The organism is Pseudomonas sp. Sample_16 (genome assembly GCF_004307665.1).
In the GTDB taxonomy this organism is placed as follows: domain Bacteria; phylum Pseudomonadota; class Gammaproteobacteria; order Pseudomonadales; family Pseudomonadaceae; genus Aquipseudomonas.
Genome location: NZ_RCOB01000168.1, coordinates 66,453 through 80,448, shown reverse-complemented (window position 1 = coordinate 80,448; position 13,996 = coordinate 66,453). Strand labels below are relative to the sequence as shown.

The 13,996-nt window shown below is 59.4% G+C and carries 15 protein-coding genes and 1 pseudogene; 11 read left to right on the top strand and 5 right to left on the bottom strand.

The window, feature by feature from the left end; all coding sequences use genetic code 11:
• The first annotated feature begins 83 nt into the window (after nucleotides 1–83).
• Nucleotides 84–407, top strand: a complete 324-nt coding sequence (locus D8U69_RS21825; RefSeq protein ID WP_130908113.1) for a hypothetical protein — start codon at nucleotides 84–86, stop codon at nucleotides 405–407.
• 39 nt (nucleotides 408–446) lie between these two features.
• Here D8U69_RS21825 and D8U69_RS21820 read toward each other — a convergent pair whose 3' ends face one another.
• Nucleotides 447–1,247 (bottom strand): IclR family transcriptional regulator, encoded by an 801-nt coding sequence (locus D8U69_RS21820; protein WP_130908112.1) that lies wholly within the window; start codon nucleotides 1,245–1,247, stop codon nucleotides 447–449.
• A gap of 164 nt (nucleotides 1,248–1,411) precedes the next feature.
• Between D8U69_RS21820 and hmgA the strand changes: the two genes are divergently transcribed.
• The 3 genes from hmgA to maiA are packed head-to-tail and all read left to right on the top strand — an operon-like array spanning nucleotide 1,412 to nucleotide 4,672.
• Nucleotides 1,412–2,716 (top strand): homogentisate 1,2-dioxygenase, encoded by a 1,305-nt coding sequence (hmgA, locus tag D8U69_RS21815; protein ID WP_130908111.1) that lies wholly within the window; start codon nucleotides 1,412–1,414, stop codon nucleotides 2,714–2,716.
• 3 nt (nucleotides 2,717–2,719) lie between these two features.
• Nucleotides 2,720–4,024, top strand: coding sequence for a fumarylacetoacetase (fahA, locus tag D8U69_RS21810; protein ID WP_130905185.1), 1,305 nt, complete (start codon nucleotides 2,720–2,722; stop codon nucleotides 4,022–4,024).
• A 12-nt stretch (nucleotides 4,025–4,036) separates the two neighbouring features.
• Nucleotides 4,037–4,672 (top strand): maleylacetoacetate isomerase, encoded by a 636-nt coding sequence (maiA, locus tag D8U69_RS21805; protein WP_130908110.1) that lies wholly within the window; start codon nucleotides 4,037–4,039, stop codon nucleotides 4,670–4,672.
• Nucleotides 4,673–4,761: 89 nt separating this feature from the next.
• Here maiA and D8U69_RS21800 read toward each other — a convergent pair whose 3' ends face one another.
• A complete protein-coding gene (locus tag D8U69_RS21800; protein WP_056855078.1) occupies nucleotides 4,762–5,565 on the bottom strand; it encodes a transglutaminase family protein in 804 nt (267 codons plus the stop codon).
• Between the two features lie 183 nt (nucleotides 5,566–5,748).
• Here D8U69_RS21800 and D8U69_RS21795 point away from each other — a divergent pair, with 183 nt between their 5' ends.
• Nucleotides 5,749–6,768 (top strand): Glu/Leu/Phe/Val dehydrogenase dimerization domain-containing protein, encoded by a 1,020-nt coding sequence (locus D8U69_RS21795; protein ID WP_056855079.1) that lies wholly within the window; start codon nucleotides 5,749–5,751, stop codon nucleotides 6,766–6,768.
• A gap of 172 nt (nucleotides 6,769–6,940) precedes the next feature.
• On the opposite strand, the pseudogene D8U69_RS21790 reads toward D8U69_RS21795, so the two are convergent.
• Nucleotides 6,941–7,180: pseudogene (locus D8U69_RS21790) on the bottom strand (YebG family protein); the annotation flags it as partial.
• Nucleotides 7,181–7,456: 276 nt separating this feature from the next.
• On the opposite strand from D8U69_RS21790, the gene D8U69_RS21785 reads away from it, so the two are divergent.
• Nucleotides 7,457–7,957 (top strand): phosphate-starvation-inducible PsiE family protein, encoded by a 501-nt coding sequence (locus D8U69_RS21785; protein WP_056855081.1) that lies wholly within the window; start codon nucleotides 7,457–7,459, stop codon nucleotides 7,955–7,957.
• On the opposite strand, the gene D8U69_RS21780 is transcribed toward D8U69_RS21785, so the two are convergent.
• Both D8U69_RS21780 and D8U69_RS21775 read right to left on the bottom strand, forming a co-directional pair.
• Nucleotides 7,954–8,271 carry a DUF3509 domain-containing protein gene (locus D8U69_RS21780; RefSeq protein WP_056855082.1) on the bottom strand — a complete coding sequence of 106 codons (318 nt, stop codon included), beginning with the start codon at nucleotides 8,269–8,271 and terminating at the stop codon, nucleotides 7,954–7,956. The two genes, D8U69_RS21785 and D8U69_RS21780, sit on opposite strands and share 4 nt — an antisense overlap.
• Nucleotides 8,272–8,515: 244 nt before the next feature.
• Nucleotides 8,516–9,892: an L-serine ammonia-lyase gene (locus D8U69_RS21775; protein ID WP_056855083.1), complete on the bottom strand. Its 1,377-nt coding sequence runs from the start codon at nucleotides 9,890–9,892 to the stop codon at nucleotides 8,516–8,518.
• 135 nt (nucleotides 9,893–10,027) lie between these two features.
• Here D8U69_RS21775 and D8U69_RS21770 point away from each other — a divergent pair, with 135 nt between their 5' ends.
• From D8U69_RS21770 to D8U69_RS21750, 5 genes are all read left to right on the top strand, one after another.
• Nucleotides 10,028–10,975: a LysR substrate-binding domain-containing protein gene (locus D8U69_RS21770; protein WP_130905188.1), complete on the top strand. Its 948-nt coding sequence runs from the start codon at nucleotides 10,028–10,030 to the stop codon at nucleotides 10,973–10,975.
• A gap of 214 nt (nucleotides 10,976–11,189) precedes the next feature.
• On the top strand, nucleotides 11,190–11,600 hold the full coding sequence (locus D8U69_RS21765; protein ID WP_056855085.1) for an HPF/RaiA family ribosome-associated protein: 411 nt from the start codon (nucleotides 11,190–11,192) through the stop codon (nucleotides 11,598–11,600).
• 188 nt (nucleotides 11,601–11,788) lie between these two features.
• Nucleotides 11,789–12,094 carry a DUF3649 domain-containing protein gene (locus D8U69_RS21760; protein WP_056855086.1) on the top strand — a complete coding sequence of 102 codons (306 nt, stop codon included), beginning with the start codon at nucleotides 11,789–11,791 and terminating at the stop codon, nucleotides 12,092–12,094.
• Nucleotides 12,091–13,668 (top strand): PepSY-associated TM helix domain-containing protein, encoded by a 1,578-nt coding sequence (locus D8U69_RS21755; RefSeq protein ID WP_130908109.1) that lies wholly within the window; start codon nucleotides 12,091–12,093, stop codon nucleotides 13,666–13,668. Before D8U69_RS21760 ends, D8U69_RS21755 begins: the two co-directional genes overlap by 4 nt.
• A complete protein-coding gene (locus D8U69_RS21750; RefSeq protein WP_130908108.1) occupies nucleotides 13,669–13,995 on the top strand; it encodes a DUF3325 domain-containing protein in 327 nt (108 codons plus the stop codon).
• Nucleotide 13,996 lies beyond the last annotated feature (1 nt).

The following is a 13,996-nucleotide window of genomic DNA, read 5'->3' as shown; positions in this document are numbered from 1 at the left end:
ATTAAGATGTTGGCAGGACTCAGACATAGGCAACCATGGTTTGAGTCTGGCGTTATCAACTCTAATTAACAGGTTATTCAATCATGGAAGAATTAAATATCGAGCGAGTGCGTGCCATATTGCATTCAAGGCTCAGCGGGCGTGGAATTGATGTTGACGACGTTTACATCAATGGCGTTTATTCGCTTGAAAAACCACTGGTCACTTACTCGCAAACGCTGGTATGGGCCTTGTATCTGAAATTGCAGGACGGCGAAGTTCCTTACTTTGAGGGCGACCATCTAGGTTTGTTTGTCAAAGCCTATACATTTGATTCGATACATCGTTTCAAGGGTCTGGAGTTTGACGAAGTCAACGGCATTAGTGCAGATATTGCAGAGCTGTTCCAAATTCAATCTGTAGTTTGATTCAGCCGTTGTGCCGGCGCGTGCCGGCACAACCGCTATTCAAGCGCCGGGTGTTTTTGCCTCATAGCCCATTCGCCAACTGACGGCGCGTGTTGCGGACAACAAACGCTGCGCGGCCGGGCCATTTTCGTCGGCGTGGAACAGCGACGTCGGGCCGACCACGGTCAACACGGCCACGACATTTCCCATTGCATTCATCACCGGTGCCGACAAGGCGTCCACCCCCGGCATCAACAAGCCATGCACATGATGCAGGCCCCGCGCACGGATCTGCTCGCACAACAGAGCATAAGCCTGCTCATCTGCCAGCGCGTGACTGGCATGCTCCTGCAGTTCCCGGTCGCGCAGCTCAACGGTTTCGCGCTTGGGCAGGTAAGCGCCAAAGACCAGGCCAGTCGAAGAACTGAGCAAGGGCAATACCGAGCCCAATTGTGTGACCACCGTAACCGCACGCACCGCGGGTTCGATGCGCACTACGGTCGCGCCCTGATTGCCCCACACCGCTAAAAAACAGGTTTCATTCAAGTCATCCCGCAGCTCGGCCAAGGGCAGGGCGGCGACGTTCAGCACATCCATTGCGTTGAGGGCCGCAAGGCCAACGCGTAACGCTTCACGGCCCAGGCCGTAATGGTTGGTCGCCGCATTCTGTTCGGCAAAGCCGCTGGCGATCAGCGCCTGCAAATAGCGGTGAACCTTGCTCGCCGGCATCTGCACGTGTTCGGCCAGGCGCGAAAGAGAGGTCGAGGGCGACAACTCGGCCAGCGCCTTGAGGATGTCGGTCCCCACCTCGGCGGAGCGGACTTTCTGTTTGCCGTTGCTGTCGCTGCTGGGCTTTTCCATGTTGGTGCTGTGATCCCGGGACGAATGGGCGTCTTTATAGCTTGACGGTCAATACCAATCAAATTACGTTATGCGTAATTGAATTACGATAAAAATAACCCAGACGGGCCATGAGCGCTGCTCCAGAGCGATCGGTTACCGTCGACTCCCGTTCAGGAGGCTCCATGAACCCCGATTCAACCGCCCAGGCGTTGGCTTATCAGTCAGGCTTCGGCAACGAATTCAGCAGCGAAGCGCTCCCCGGTGCATTGCCCGTCGGCCAGAACTCCCCGCAAAAAGCCCCTTACGGCCTCTACACCGAGTTGTTCTCCGGCACCGCTTTCACCATGGCCCGCAGCGAAGCGCGGCGGACCTGGATGTACCGCATTCAGCCATCGGCCAATCACCCGGCATTCGTCAAACTCGACCGACAGTTGGCCGGTGGCCCCTTGGGTGAAGTGACGCCCAATCGCCTGCGCTGGAACCCACTTGAGATTCCCGCTGAGCCGACCGATTTCATCGACGGCCTGGTGAGCATGGCGGCCAACGCCTCCGCCGAAAAACCGGCCGGCATCAGCATCTACAACTACCTCGCCAATCGCTCCATGGAGCGGGTGTTCTTCAATGCCGACGGTGAAATGCTGCTGGTGCCACAGCAGGGGCGTTTGCGCATCGCCACTGAACTGGGCGTGCTGGAAGTGGCGCCCCTGGAAATTGCCGTACTGCCCCGGGGCCTGAAATTTCGTGTCGAGCTGCTTGATCCGCAAGCGCGTGGCTACATCGCGGAAAACCACGGTGCGCCATTGCGCCTGCCGGATCTCGGGCCGATCGGCAGCAACGGCCTGGCCAATCCACGGGACTTTCTGACCCCCGTCGCGGCGTACGAACACCTTGCGCAGCCGACCACCCTGGTCCAAAAGTTCCTCGGACAATTGTGGGCCTGCGAACTCAATCATTCGCCGCTCAACGTTGTCGCCTGGCATGGCAACAACGTGCCGTACAAGTACGACCTGCGCCGTTTCAACACCATTGGTACCGTCAGCTTCGATCACCCGGACCCGTCGATCTTCACCGTGCTGACTTCGCCGACCAGTGTCCATGGGTTGGCCAACCTCGATTTCGTGATCTTTCCGCCGCGCTGGATGGTGGCTGAAAACACCTTTCGTCCACCATGGTTCCACCGCAACCTGATGAACGAGTTCATGGGCCTGATCCAAGGCGAATACGACGCCAAGGCCGAAGGCTTCGTACCCGGTGGCGCGTCGTTGCACAGCTGCATGAGCGCCCACGGCCCCGATGGCGAAACCTGCACCAAAGCGATCAACGCTGAGCTCAAACCGGCGAAAATCGATAACACCATGGCCTTCATGTTCGAGACCAGCCAGGTCTTGCGCCCGAGCCGGTTCGCCCTTGATTGCCCGCAACTGCAAACCACCTACGACGCTTGCTGGGCTACGCTGCCCGCCACTTTCGACCCGACCCGGAGATAACCCATGACGCAGACTTCCATCACTCGCAGCTGGGTTGCTTCCGCCAACGGCCACGCGGATTTCCCGCTGCAGAACCTGCCGCTGGGCGTGTTCAGCGTGAAGGGTTCGGCACCACGCAGCGGCGTGGCCATCGGCGAGCATATTTTCGACCTGGAGGCCGCACTGGATGCCGGCCTGTTCGACGGCGCCGCGAAAGCTGCCGTCGAAGCCACCCGTGGCGGTCAATTGAATGCGTTCTTCGAGCTGGGCAGCGCCGCTCGTGTGGCGCTGCGCGAACGCTTGCTGGAACTGTTGAGCGAAGGCAGCACGCTGCACGGCAAGATCGAAGCCCAAGGCGCAAAACTGCTGCCGCTGGCGACGGATTGCCAGATGCACCTGCCAGCGAAGATCAACGATTACACCGACTTCTATGTCGGCATCGAGCATGCGCAGAACGTCGGCAAACTGTTCCGTCCCGACAACCCGCTGCTGCCGAACTACAAATATGTGCCGATTGGTTATCACGGCCGCGCTTCGACTGTTCGTCCATCCGGCACCGACGTACGCCGCCCGAAAGGCCAGACCCTGCCGGCCGGCCAGACCGAGCCGACCTTCGGTCCGTGCGCACGTCTGGACTACGAACTGGAACTGGGCATCTGGATCGGTCAGGGTAACGAAATGGGCGACTCGATCGCCATCGGTGACGCCGCCGATCACATCGCCGGATTCTGCCTGCTCAACGACTGGTCGGCGCGGGATATCCAGGCTTGGGAATACCAGCCATTGGGGCCATTCCTGTCGAAGAGTTTCATCACCAGCATCTCGCCATGGGTCGTGACCGCTGAAGCGCTAGAGCCTTTCCGTCGCGCCCAGCCTGCGCGCCCGGAAGGTGATCCGCAGCCACTGCCGTACCTGTTCGACAAACGTGATCAGGCTGCAGGCGGTTTCGATATCGAGCTGGAAGTCTTGCTCTTGACCGAAGCCATGCGCGAGCAAAACCTGCCGGCTCATCGCCTGACCTTGAGCAATTCGAAATACATGTACTGGACCGTGGCGCAAATGGTCGCGCATCACAGCGTCAACGGCTGCCAATTGCAGGCCGGTGACTTGTTTGGTTCGGGAACTTTGTCGGGGCCGGAAAACGGTCAGTTCGGCAGCCTGCTGGAAATCACCGAGGGCGGTAAAAAACCGATCGAGCTGGCGTCGGGCGAGGTGCGCAAGTTCCTTGAAGACGGTGACGAAATCATCCTGCGTGGCCGATGCACTCGCGAGGGCTTCGCGTCCATCGGCTTCGGCGAGTGCCGCGGCAAAGTACTGCCGGCGCGCTGAGAGGAACGGAGCATGGAACTCTATACCTACTACCGCTCGACATCGTCCTATCGGGTGCGCATCGCGTTGGCGCTCAAGGGGCTGGACTATCAGGCGCTGCCGATCAACCTGATCGCGCAGCCCGGTGGCGAACACCGCCAACCGCCGTACCTGGCTATCAATCCCCAAGGCCGGGTGCCGGCCTTGGGCACTGAAGAAGGCGCGTTGCTGATCCAGTCACCGGCGATCATCGAGTACCTGGAGGAACGTTATCCACAGGTGCCGCTGCTGTCCAAAGACCTTGTCGCTCGTGCACATGAGCGCGGTGTGGCAGCGTTGATCGGTTGCGACGTGCATCCATTGCACAACGTCAGCGTGCTCAATCGGCTGCGGCAATTGGGCCATGATGAACCGCAGGTGATGGAGTGGATCGGGCACTGGATCGGCCAGGGGCTGGCGGCCGTGGAGCAGTTGATCGGCGAGCAAGGCTACTGCTTCGGCCCGCAGCCCGGATTGGCAGATGTTTACCTGATCCCACAGTTATATGCCGCTGAGCGCTTCAACATTTCCCTTGAGGCGTACCCGCGAATTCGTCGGGTGGCGGCATTGGCAGCCACGCATCCGGCGTTCATCAAGGCGCATCCGGCAAACCAACCGGACACGCCGTAACACCTCTGTAGGAGCGAGCCTGCTCGCGATTACGGTCTTGGATGGATCGCCGTTATCGCGAGCAGGCTCGCTCCCACAAAGGTTTGTTTTCAGTGGACGATGGAGTTGGGCGGCAAATGCCCAAGCCGTTCCGTCAGGCGAATGCGCTGGATCGGGTCGTCACTGAGCAACAGCGCATGCTCCAGATCGAAGCGCTCGGCGTTGGGGCAGTCCAGGCGTTGGTAGAGACTGGCGCGGGCCAGGTAGTCGGCGGCGTTGGCGTTACCCAGTTCAAGCACGCGCTCGGCGTCGATCAGGGCACCAATGTAATCGTCGTGGGAAAGGTGCAACTGGCGCAGGTTGCGTGACAGGCGCTGCAGCATCTGCACCGGTTCGGCCGTCACCAGGTGTTCGGCACTGAGCTTGATGTTCGGGCCGTACTGGCGCTGCAGCAGTTCGCGGCAGTCGTTGGGGTAGAGTCGGCGACCGCCGCAGGGATCGAGCAAGTGATCGGCACCGGGCACACGCAAGAGAAAATGGCCGGGGAAGTTTACCCCGACCAAGGGAATTTCCAGGCCTCTGGCCAATTCCAGGGCAATCAGCCCCAGGGCCAGCGGTTGCCCGCGTCGGCGTTCCAACACTTTATGGATCAACGCTGCTTGCGGCCGCAAGGGTGTGGCATCGTCCTGCGCGAACCCCAGATCATTCATGCGCCGCAGCAATGGCTGCGCCAGTTCGCTCACCGGCAGCATCGGCAAGCCGCCGCTGGCTCGTTGTTGCAGTTCTCGCACCTTTTCCAGCGTTGCCTCGGGGGACACTTCGCTGTCATGTTCGACGCAAATCCACAGCGCCGCCTCGAACAGGGCGGGCGGTGAACGTTGCAGGCAAGCGAAAAACGATTGTCGCGGCGTCATTGAAATCTCCGGGCAATGCCTCGTTTTAGCCCCGTCTCCGCTATTCGTCCAGTGCCTTGCAGGGGCAACAACAGGTTATTTCCGAAAGACTCTACAGCTGCGTCGCTTATTCCGGTGCGCTTCTGCAATTTTTGGGCGCAAGCCTATACTGGCGACTACAAGAAGTGATTCGGGAGCCTTACGATGTTTGCTCTCATGCAAAGCACTCGCCTTGAATCGCTGCACCTGAGCGTTGACCCGGTCACCGGGTTGAAGGCGGTCATTGCCATCCATAACAGCCGACTGGGACCTGCCCTGGGCGGTTGTCGTTACCTTGCCTACCCTAGCGACGAGTCTGCTGTCGAGGATGCCATACGCCTTGCCCAAGGCATGAGTTACAAAGCGGCACTGGCCGGCCTGGCCCAAGGGGGCGGGGTGGCGGTGATTGTCCGGCCTGCCCATGTCGCGAACCGCGGGGCGCTGTTCGAAGCTTTCGGACGCTGTATCGATCAACTCGACGGACGCTACATCACGGCCATCGACAGCGGTACTTCCGTGGCGGACATGGATTGCATCGCGCAACAGACCCAGCACGTCACCAGCACGACCTCGGCGGGTGATCCTGCGCCGCATGCGGCGATGGGCGTATTCACCGGCATTCGCGCCACCGCCATGGCCCGCTTGGGCAGCGACAATCTCGAAGGTTTGCGTGTGGCTATCCAGGGCCTGGGCAATGTCGGATTCGCCCTCGCGGAACAGCTGCATGCCGCGGGTGCCGAGTTGCTGGTCAGCGACATCGATCACGGCAAAGTGCAACTGGCCATGGAGCAACTTGGCGCGCATCCGATTGCCAACGATGCATTGCTCAGCACGCCATGCGACATTCTGGCCCCGTGTGGTCTGGGCGGGGTGCTGAACAGTCATAGCGTCACGCAATTGCGCTGTTCGGCGGTGGCGGGGTCGGCGAATAATCAGCTGACGCACCTGGACGTCGCCGATCAACTTGAGCGACGCGGCATCCTGTATGCACCGGATTACGTGATCAATGCCGGTGGCTTGATCTACGTTTCGCTCAAACACCGTGGTGAAGAGCTGTCGACCATCACCGCGCATTTGTCGAAAATCAGCACGCGACTTACTGAAGTCTTTGCCCATGCCCAGGCGGAGAAACGTTCACCGGCGCGGGTGGCCGATGAGTTGGCCGAGAAAGTGCTGTACCGATAACAAGAACCTTTGAGTCGGGAAATGAAAAAGGCCCTGAGTCATTCGACTCAGGGCCTATTCAATTCGCATGTCACTTCGCAGCTTTCGGTGCCTTGGCCGGTTTGGCCGCTGGTGCCGGCTCTTCGGCTTCAACCGCTTCGACCGTTGGCGCGATTTCAGCCGGTGCGCTCAGCAATTCGGACAGGGCGTCCGGCTGGCTCTTGAATGCCTTGGCGAAGACATCGCGATTTTTCGCCATGTAGATCCCGGCTTCTTCCACTTGCTGCTCGGTCAGGGACGGAACGGCTTTTTGCAACACTTCAGCCAGCAACTCGGCCAGTTCGAGCATTTTGTCATGACGGTCAGCTTCGGCTTTATCCATGAACAAGCGCTCCAGATCTCGGCTGCTGCGGTATACCACTTCGACGGCCATTCACCACCTCACATGCCTTCACATTGGTTGTCGATTTCGACTACTGTATCTATATACAGCGAAAAGGATAAGCGAATCCCTTTGCTTTGGGTAGTGGCTTTTTAATGTAGTCCGGATTCAGGGTTTGTCAGGTGCAGGGCACCCAAGGTGCGACCAAACGCCACGGCGCGCAATTGCGGGCCGCTCGCCATCATGCAGTGGCCTTTTTTCTGCATGCGCAAAACCGTCACGTCCAACCCGCATTATCCGGTCGAGCCGACCTAAGGAAGCATCATCGTGAAAATCAACTGGGCCGAAAAGCTGCGGCAGAATGTGCATCAACTGGCTGAGTCCCTGGGCAACCTGTTCGTCGAAACCTTTCATTACCTCGCACTGTTCGCCATCGGTGCGGTGACCGCGTGGGCGGCGGTGATGGAGTTTCTCGGGATGCTCGAGAAGGGGCACATCAAGATTGATGACATCCTGCTGCTGTTCATCTACCTGGAACTGGGGGCGATGGTCGGGATTTACTTCAAGACCAACCACATGCCGGTGCGTTTCCTGATCTACGTGGCGATCACTGCGCTGACGCGGCTGTTGATATCCAACGTGTCGCACCACAATCCACCGGACCTGGGGATCATCTACCTGTGTGGCGGTATTCTGCTGCTGGCGTTTGCGATTCTGGTGGTGCGTTACGCTTCGTCGCAGTTTCCGTCGGTGAAGATAGAAAACCCGCACCGCAAGATCGGTGCGGGTTCCAGTGAACACCCGGAGGTGGAGAAGGGCGAGCTTTAAAGGCCCATGGTGGGGCGCGGGCGCCCTTTGGCTGGGGGTGGCGGCAGGCTGCGCGTGCCGCCATCGGTCATGGATTCGAGGACGGCCACGGCGCTGTGGCCTTGTTCGATGGCGATGCCGAACTGGATGCTTTGCACCAGTCGTTTAAGGCGTGCAGGGTCATTGCGTTGCTCGGCACTGATCATGCGTTTGGCAACGATCCGGCCATTGTTGGAAAGGGTCAGCATGATGCTGCCGTCCAGGCCCTGAATGCTCAGGTTGATCTGGTAATCCGCTGCAAAGGCATCGGTAATGAGCTGAAAGGGGTTGTCCATGATGCGTCACCGCCTGATTGAACGTGCAGTTGTTGACCGGCCGTGATCGGGTTGGTTCGCAACGCCGGACCACCGGCCATTTCACGGCCATATCGCCATCATTGTTCCAACAGGGATGTAGCAAGGGGCATGCCGACTGGATTGTCGGACAATGATCACGGCAAAAAGAAGGCGGGCACTGTGGCCCGCCTTCTTTTTGCCTGCACGATTCAGGGCATTAAACCGTGATGCGCCTCGAAAACGATCAGCACTCTACCCAGTTCACCGCCAGGCCGCCGCGTGAGGTCTCTTTGTATTTGTCGTGCATGTCGGCACCGGTGTCGCGCATGGTGCGGATCACCCGATCCAGGGAAATGAAGTGTTTGCCGTCGCCGCGCAGAGCCATTTGCGTGGCGTTGATCGCCTTGACGGCGGCAATCGCGTTGCGTTCGATGCACGGCACTTGCACCAGCCCGCCCACCGGGTCACAGGTCAGGCCGAGGTTGTGTTCGAGGCCGATTTCCGCGGCGTTTTCCAGTTGCTCCGGCGTGGCGCCCAGCACCTCTGCCAGGCCAGCGGCAGCCATGGCGCAGGCTGAGCCGACTTCACCCTGGCAACCCACTTCGGCGCCGGAGATCGAGGCGTTTTTCTTGCACAGAATGCCTACCGCTGCCGCGCCCAGGAAGAACGCCACGACATCGTCGTCCGAAGCATCCGGGTTGAACTTCATGTAGTAGTGCAACACCGCCGGGATGATGCCCGCCGCGCCGTTGGTCGGTGCGGTGACCATGCGCCCGCCGGCGGCGTTTTCTTCGTTCACGGCGAGGGCGAACAGGTTCACCCATTCCATCGCCGAGAGGGTGGAGGTGATGACGTTCGGTTTGCCGATTTCCAGCAGGCTACGGTGCAATTTCGCCGCGCGACGAGGAACATTCAGACCGCCCGGCAGGATGCCCTCGTGGTTCAAGCCCTGCTCGACGCACTCGCGCATCACCGACCAGATATGCAGCAAGCCCTGGCGGATTTCGGCGTCACTGCGCCAGGCCCGTTCGTTGGCCATCATCAATTCGGAAACCCGCAAGTTGTGCTGGTTGCACAGCTGAAGCAATTCGACGGCGCTGGAAAAATCGTACGGCAGCAGCACTTCGCTGGCCGGTGAGATCCCGGATTCGGCTTCAGCCGCTTCGATGATGAAACCGCCACCAACCGAGTAATACGTCTGTTCAAACAGCTCGCCGGTTTCGCCGAAGGCTGTCAGGGACATGGCGTTGGGGTGGTAGGGCAGGCTTTCGTCAAGCAGCAGCAGATCGTGTGCCCAGTCGAAGGCGATGGTCACCTGGCCTGCCAGGGACAATTCGCCGGTTTCGCGCAGGGTCTGGATTCGACTGTCGATGGACGTGGGATTGATGCTGTCCGGCCACTCGCCCATCAAGCCCATGACACAGGCGCGGTCGGTGGCGTGGCCGACGCCGGTTGCCGACAGGGAGCCGTAGAGGCGGATTTCAACTCGCCGCACATCGGCGAGCAAATGTTGATCGACCAGCGCTTGGGAGAAGGTCGCAGCTGCACGCATCGGACCCACGGTATGAGAGCTGGATGGGCCGATGCCGACTTTGAAGAGATCGAAAACACTGATAGCCATGCTAAAGCCTATTCCTGCAATGGAAGATGAATCGCTGCCATTTTTGTAGGACAAGCGCACTTTCAGCGATACTGCCTGCCTCGGTCCTACGTGACCAACGAAACTTCCTAAGACAGCCTTTAGCAGGACTAAACAATGAGCCGTCAATTGCACGCCCAGACCTACGTGTGGCTACAGGTGTTTTCCTGCGCCGCCCGGCACTTGTCGTTCACCCGTTGTGCGGAAGAACTGCACATCACGCCGGGGGCGGTCAGCCAGCAGATCCGCCAGCTTGAAGAGCGCCTGGGTTTTCGCTTGTTTCATCGACGTGCAAGGGGCGTGGAGTTGAGTGCTGAAGGCCAGCGACTGGCCATCACCGTCAATGAGGCTTACGGCAGCATCGATGCGGAATTGCGTCGACTGGACGCCGGCATGATCAGCGGCACCTTGCGCGTGCGTTCGATTCCATCGTTCCTCAGCAAATGGCTGACGCCACGCTTGCCGCGATTGCAGCAGCGGTTTCCGGACATCCAGTTGCGCCTGGTGGCCGAGGACAGCAGCGTGCCGTTGCATGAGGGCGATTTCGATTTGGCCATCGACCTCAACGACGGCAGTTATCCGGGACTGTTATCCACAGCCTTGCTCGACGAACAGATTTTTCCGGTCTGTGCACCGGGCCTTCTGCGCGGTCGCCCGCCGCTGCATGGGCCGGCGGACTTGATGCACTTTCCACTGCTGCATGACATCACAGCCTGGCGTGGCAGTTATGAATACGCCGAATGGGAGTTCTATCTCAACGCCATCGGTTTCGAAGGAGCCGATGTGCGTCGTGGTCACACGTTCAATCGCAATCACCTGACTATCGAAGCGGCCATCGCCGGGATGGGCGTTGCCATTGCCCGGCGAACGCTGCTCAACGATGAGTTGGAGCGCGGCGCATTGATCGTGCCGTTTGGGCTGACGGTGCCTAATCACAAACGCTACATGGTGCTCTATGCGCCGGGGGCGCTGAGTCATCCGGGCGTGCGTGCGGTGCATGACTGGCTGGTGGAAGAAGCGGGGATTTTTCGCGGTTTGCATCCGCTGGGCGAGCGGCAAATGTGAGCAATTATTACCTAGGGGCGGACCGAACCAACTCCCGACCTTAACAGCGCTTTTGCCAGTTGTCCGGCTTTTTTTGCGATTAGAAATTTATCTTTTTTTAGGGGTTGAATTGTTCAGCGTACAGACCGATTGTGTAAGTAAGAGGTCACGGTGATGACGCCCAAGGGCTTAGCTGACCGGCCTCTCGCGAGCTAGCTGAAATAAGGGATGAACTATGCAAATCCAAGTCAATAGCGATAACCATATTCAAGGCAGTAAACGACTGGAGGAGTGGGTACGTACTACCATTGAGAGCACGCTCGAACGATATGAGGAGGACCTGACACGCGTCGAGGTTCACCTGCGGGACGAGAACGGCGACAAGCCGGGTCCCCACGATTTGCGCTGCCAACTGGAAGCGCGGCCAAAAGGCCACCAACCGATTTCCGTCACCCATAAAGCCGCCAGCCTGGAACTGGCGATCGATGGAGCCGCTGAAAAACTCGAACATGCGCTGGAACATCTGTTCGGCAAATTGCGAGGCAAACCACGAGCCGCTGTGGTGCCGTTCGAGCGCAGGGCTCACGCCGATGTGCTACTGGAAGAAGAGTTTCTTGAAAACGAACAGGCTGCGCAAAACGGTTGAAGCCTGATTCACTGTTTTTACTTACCCACCGAAACGGGCCTGCATTGCAGGCCCGTTTTGGTTTCAGGATTCACTGAGCAAGAGATCACGGCTTCACTTCTTTTGCGTATAAGAATCTTTATCATTAGTATTGCGCCTTGCTGGCCACGTGATATTCACGCCGCCTCACCCGGTTCCAAGGTCGCAACATGAAAGCCACAAGCAAGACGCTCCCCGTTTCCTATCGACTGGCGGTCACATCACGCGTGCTGGCTGCCGTGCTTGGCGGCTATGTCGTCTCGGCGCTGGCGAGTGTCTGCCTGACGTTGTGGGTGCCAATGGCCCGCGCCGAAGCGGTGGTGACCGGAATGCTCAGTTCCTTCCTGGTCTATCTGCTTGCGGTGATCTGGTGCTTTGCTTGTCGAACAGCGTGGCGAGCCTGGGCCGGGTTGATCCTGACAGGCCTGCTGTTGGCGGCGTTGGCAGGGCTGGCTTACTGGATGGGGCAATCATGAAAGAGGGATTTCGCCAGGCAATGGCCTGGTTGCACACCTGGGTCGGTTTGCTCTTCGGTTGGCTGCTGTTTGCGATTTTCCTGACCGGCACACTGGCCTATTTCAAAGATGAGACCACTCACTGGATGCAGCCGGAAATCCCCGCGCGGTCGGTGTCCACCGAATCGAGCCTGGCCCTTGCCCAGGATTACCTTCAGCAACAGGCTCCCGGCGCATCACGCTGGATCATTGAATTGCCCAGCGCCCGCGAACCGGCACTCTCGGTACGCTGGCAACAGGCACCGGCAAAGCCCGGTGAGCGCGGCCAACTCACGGCAAAATTGCTCGATCCGCAAACCGGCCGTGAGGTGCAGGCCCGGGACACCCAGGGCGGCGAGTTCTTCTACCGTTTCCATTTCCAGCTGCAAATGCCCTATCCGTGGGGGCGTTGGCTGTCGACCATTGCAGCGATGGTGATGTTCGTCGGGTTGATCAGCGGGATCATCACCCACAAGAAAATCTTCAAGGACTTCTTCACCTTCCGCCCGCGCAAAGGCCAGCGCTCCTGGCTCGACGGGCATAACGCAGTCGGTGTGCTGGTATTGCCGTTTCACCTGATGATCACCTACAGCAGCCTGGTGATTTTCATGAGCATGGTGATGCCGGCGAGCATTTTGGCGGCGTACAAAGGCGATGTGCAGGCGTTTTTCAGCGACGTGTTTCCAGCGGCCAATATCGCGAAAGCCGCTGGTCAGCCAACGCCATTGCTGCCCCTGGCGCCGCTGCTGGAAAAGGCCCGCGGGCAGTGGGCGGGTGGCCAGGTCAGGCGCTTGACGGTGAATAATCCGGGTGATGCGAACGCCACTGTGGTGTTGGCTCGCAGCGGTGCAGACCGCGTGGTTCACGATTTCGGCAGCGCCGTGACGTTCAACGGCGTGACCGGGCAACTGCTCGCCGCGACCCCGGCGCAAGCCATGCCAATGGCCGTCGCCGGCACTTTCTACGGTTTGCACATGGGCCATTTCGCCGGACCGCTGTTGCGCTGGTTGTACTTTATCTGTGGGCTGGCAAGCACGGCGATGATCGGCACCGGGCTGGTGATCTGGCTTGGCAAGCGGCAGCTCAAACATGCCAGGAGCAGCGTGATGCCCTTCGAACTGCGGCTGGTGGAGGTGCTGAATATTGCCGGTATGTCGGGGTTGGTCGTCGCGGTAGCCGGGTTTTTCTGGACCAACCGTTTGTTGCCGATCGGGTTGGCCGAGCGCGGCAGTTGGGAGGTCAACAGTTTCTTCATTCTTTGGGCGCTGAGCCTGCTGCATGCCATCGCCCGCCGAGGGCGCACGGCGTGGGTCGAGCAGTTGTCGTTGGCCGCGTTGCTGTTTGGCGCCGTGCCATTGCTCAATGCACTGACCACGCCGTATCACTTGGGCAGCTCCTTGATTGAAGGTGATTGGGCCATGGCCGGTTTCGATTTGGCATGCCTGGTCAGCGGGCTGTTCCTCGCCTGGGCTGCCTGGAAAATGCAGCGCGCCGCAAAGACCGATGGCGTCCGGCAACGCGCCCAAGCAATCACCCTTGAGCAAGAGGCGAACTGAATGTTGCTGGCCCTTTTGCTCTGCTATAGCGGTTTTACCGCGTTGTGTTTGTCGATGGACCGCCATCATGCCGACCTGCTGGGACGCAAACCGTCAACGCGCTCGCGTCAGTGGTTGAAAGTCGCCGGCTGGGTGTTGCTGGCGATTTCGTTGTGGCCGGCGGTATCAGCGATGAACTGGGCGCTCGGGTTAGTGGATTGGTTTGCGGTGTTGATGCTCAGTGCCTTGCTGCTGGTGTTGCTCATACCGTATCGCCCGCGCCTGGCCCTGGCGTTGGCCGGTGTGAGCTTGCTGGCCAGCCCGATTGTCGCGTTCGCACAGTATTGAA

Bases quoted from the DNA above. Each gene is read 5' to 3' on its own strand.
- D8U69_RS21825 (WP_130908113.1), top strand. From the start codon at position 84: ATGGAAGAATTAAATATCGAGCGAGTGCGTGCCATATTGCATTCAAGG.
- D8U69_RS21820 (WP_130908112.1), bottom strand. From the start codon at position 1,247: ATGGAAAAGCCCAGCAGCGACAGCAACGGCAAACAGAAAGTCCGCTCC.
- hmgA (WP_130908111.1), top strand. From the start codon at position 1,412: ATGAACCCCGATTCAACCGCCCAGGCGTTGGCTTATCAGTCAGGCTTC.
- fahA (WP_130905185.1), top strand. From the start codon at position 2,720: ATGACGCAGACTTCCATCACTCGCAGCTGGGTTGCTTCCGCCAACGGC.
- maiA (WP_130908110.1), top strand. From the start codon at position 4,037: ATGGAACTCTATACCTACTACCGCTCGACATCGTCCTATCGGGTGCGC.
- D8U69_RS21800 (WP_056855078.1), bottom strand. From the start codon at position 5,565: ATGACGCCGCGACAATCGTTTTTCGCTTGCCTGCAACGTTCACCGCCC.
- D8U69_RS21795 (WP_056855079.1), top strand. From the start codon at position 5,749: ATGTTTGCTCTCATGCAAAGCACTCGCCTTGAATCGCTGCACCTGAGC.
- D8U69_RS21780 (WP_056855082.1), bottom strand. From the start codon at position 8,271: ATGGACAACCCCTTTCAGCTCATTACCGATGCCTTTGCAGCGGATTAC.
- D8U69_RS21775 (WP_056855083.1), bottom strand. From the start codon at position 9,892: ATGGCTATCAGTGTTTTCGATCTCTTCAAAGTCGGCATCGGCCCATCC.
- D8U69_RS21770 (WP_130905188.1), top strand. From the start codon at position 10,028: ATGAGCCGTCAATTGCACGCCCAGACCTACGTGTGGCTACAGGTGTTT.
- D8U69_RS21765 (WP_056855085.1), top strand. From the start codon at position 11,190: ATGCAAATCCAAGTCAATAGCGATAACCATATTCAAGGCAGTAAACGA.
- D8U69_RS21760 (WP_056855086.1), top strand. From the start codon at position 11,789: ATGAAAGCCACAAGCAAGACGCTCCCCGTTTCCTATCGACTGGCGGTC.
- D8U69_RS21755 (WP_130908109.1), top strand. From the start codon at position 12,091: ATGAAAGAGGGATTTCGCCAGGCAATGGCCTGGTTGCACACCTGGGTC.
- D8U69_RS21750 (WP_130908108.1), top strand. From the start codon at position 13,669: ATGTTGCTGGCCCTTTTGCTCTGCTATAGCGGTTTTACCGCGTTGTGT.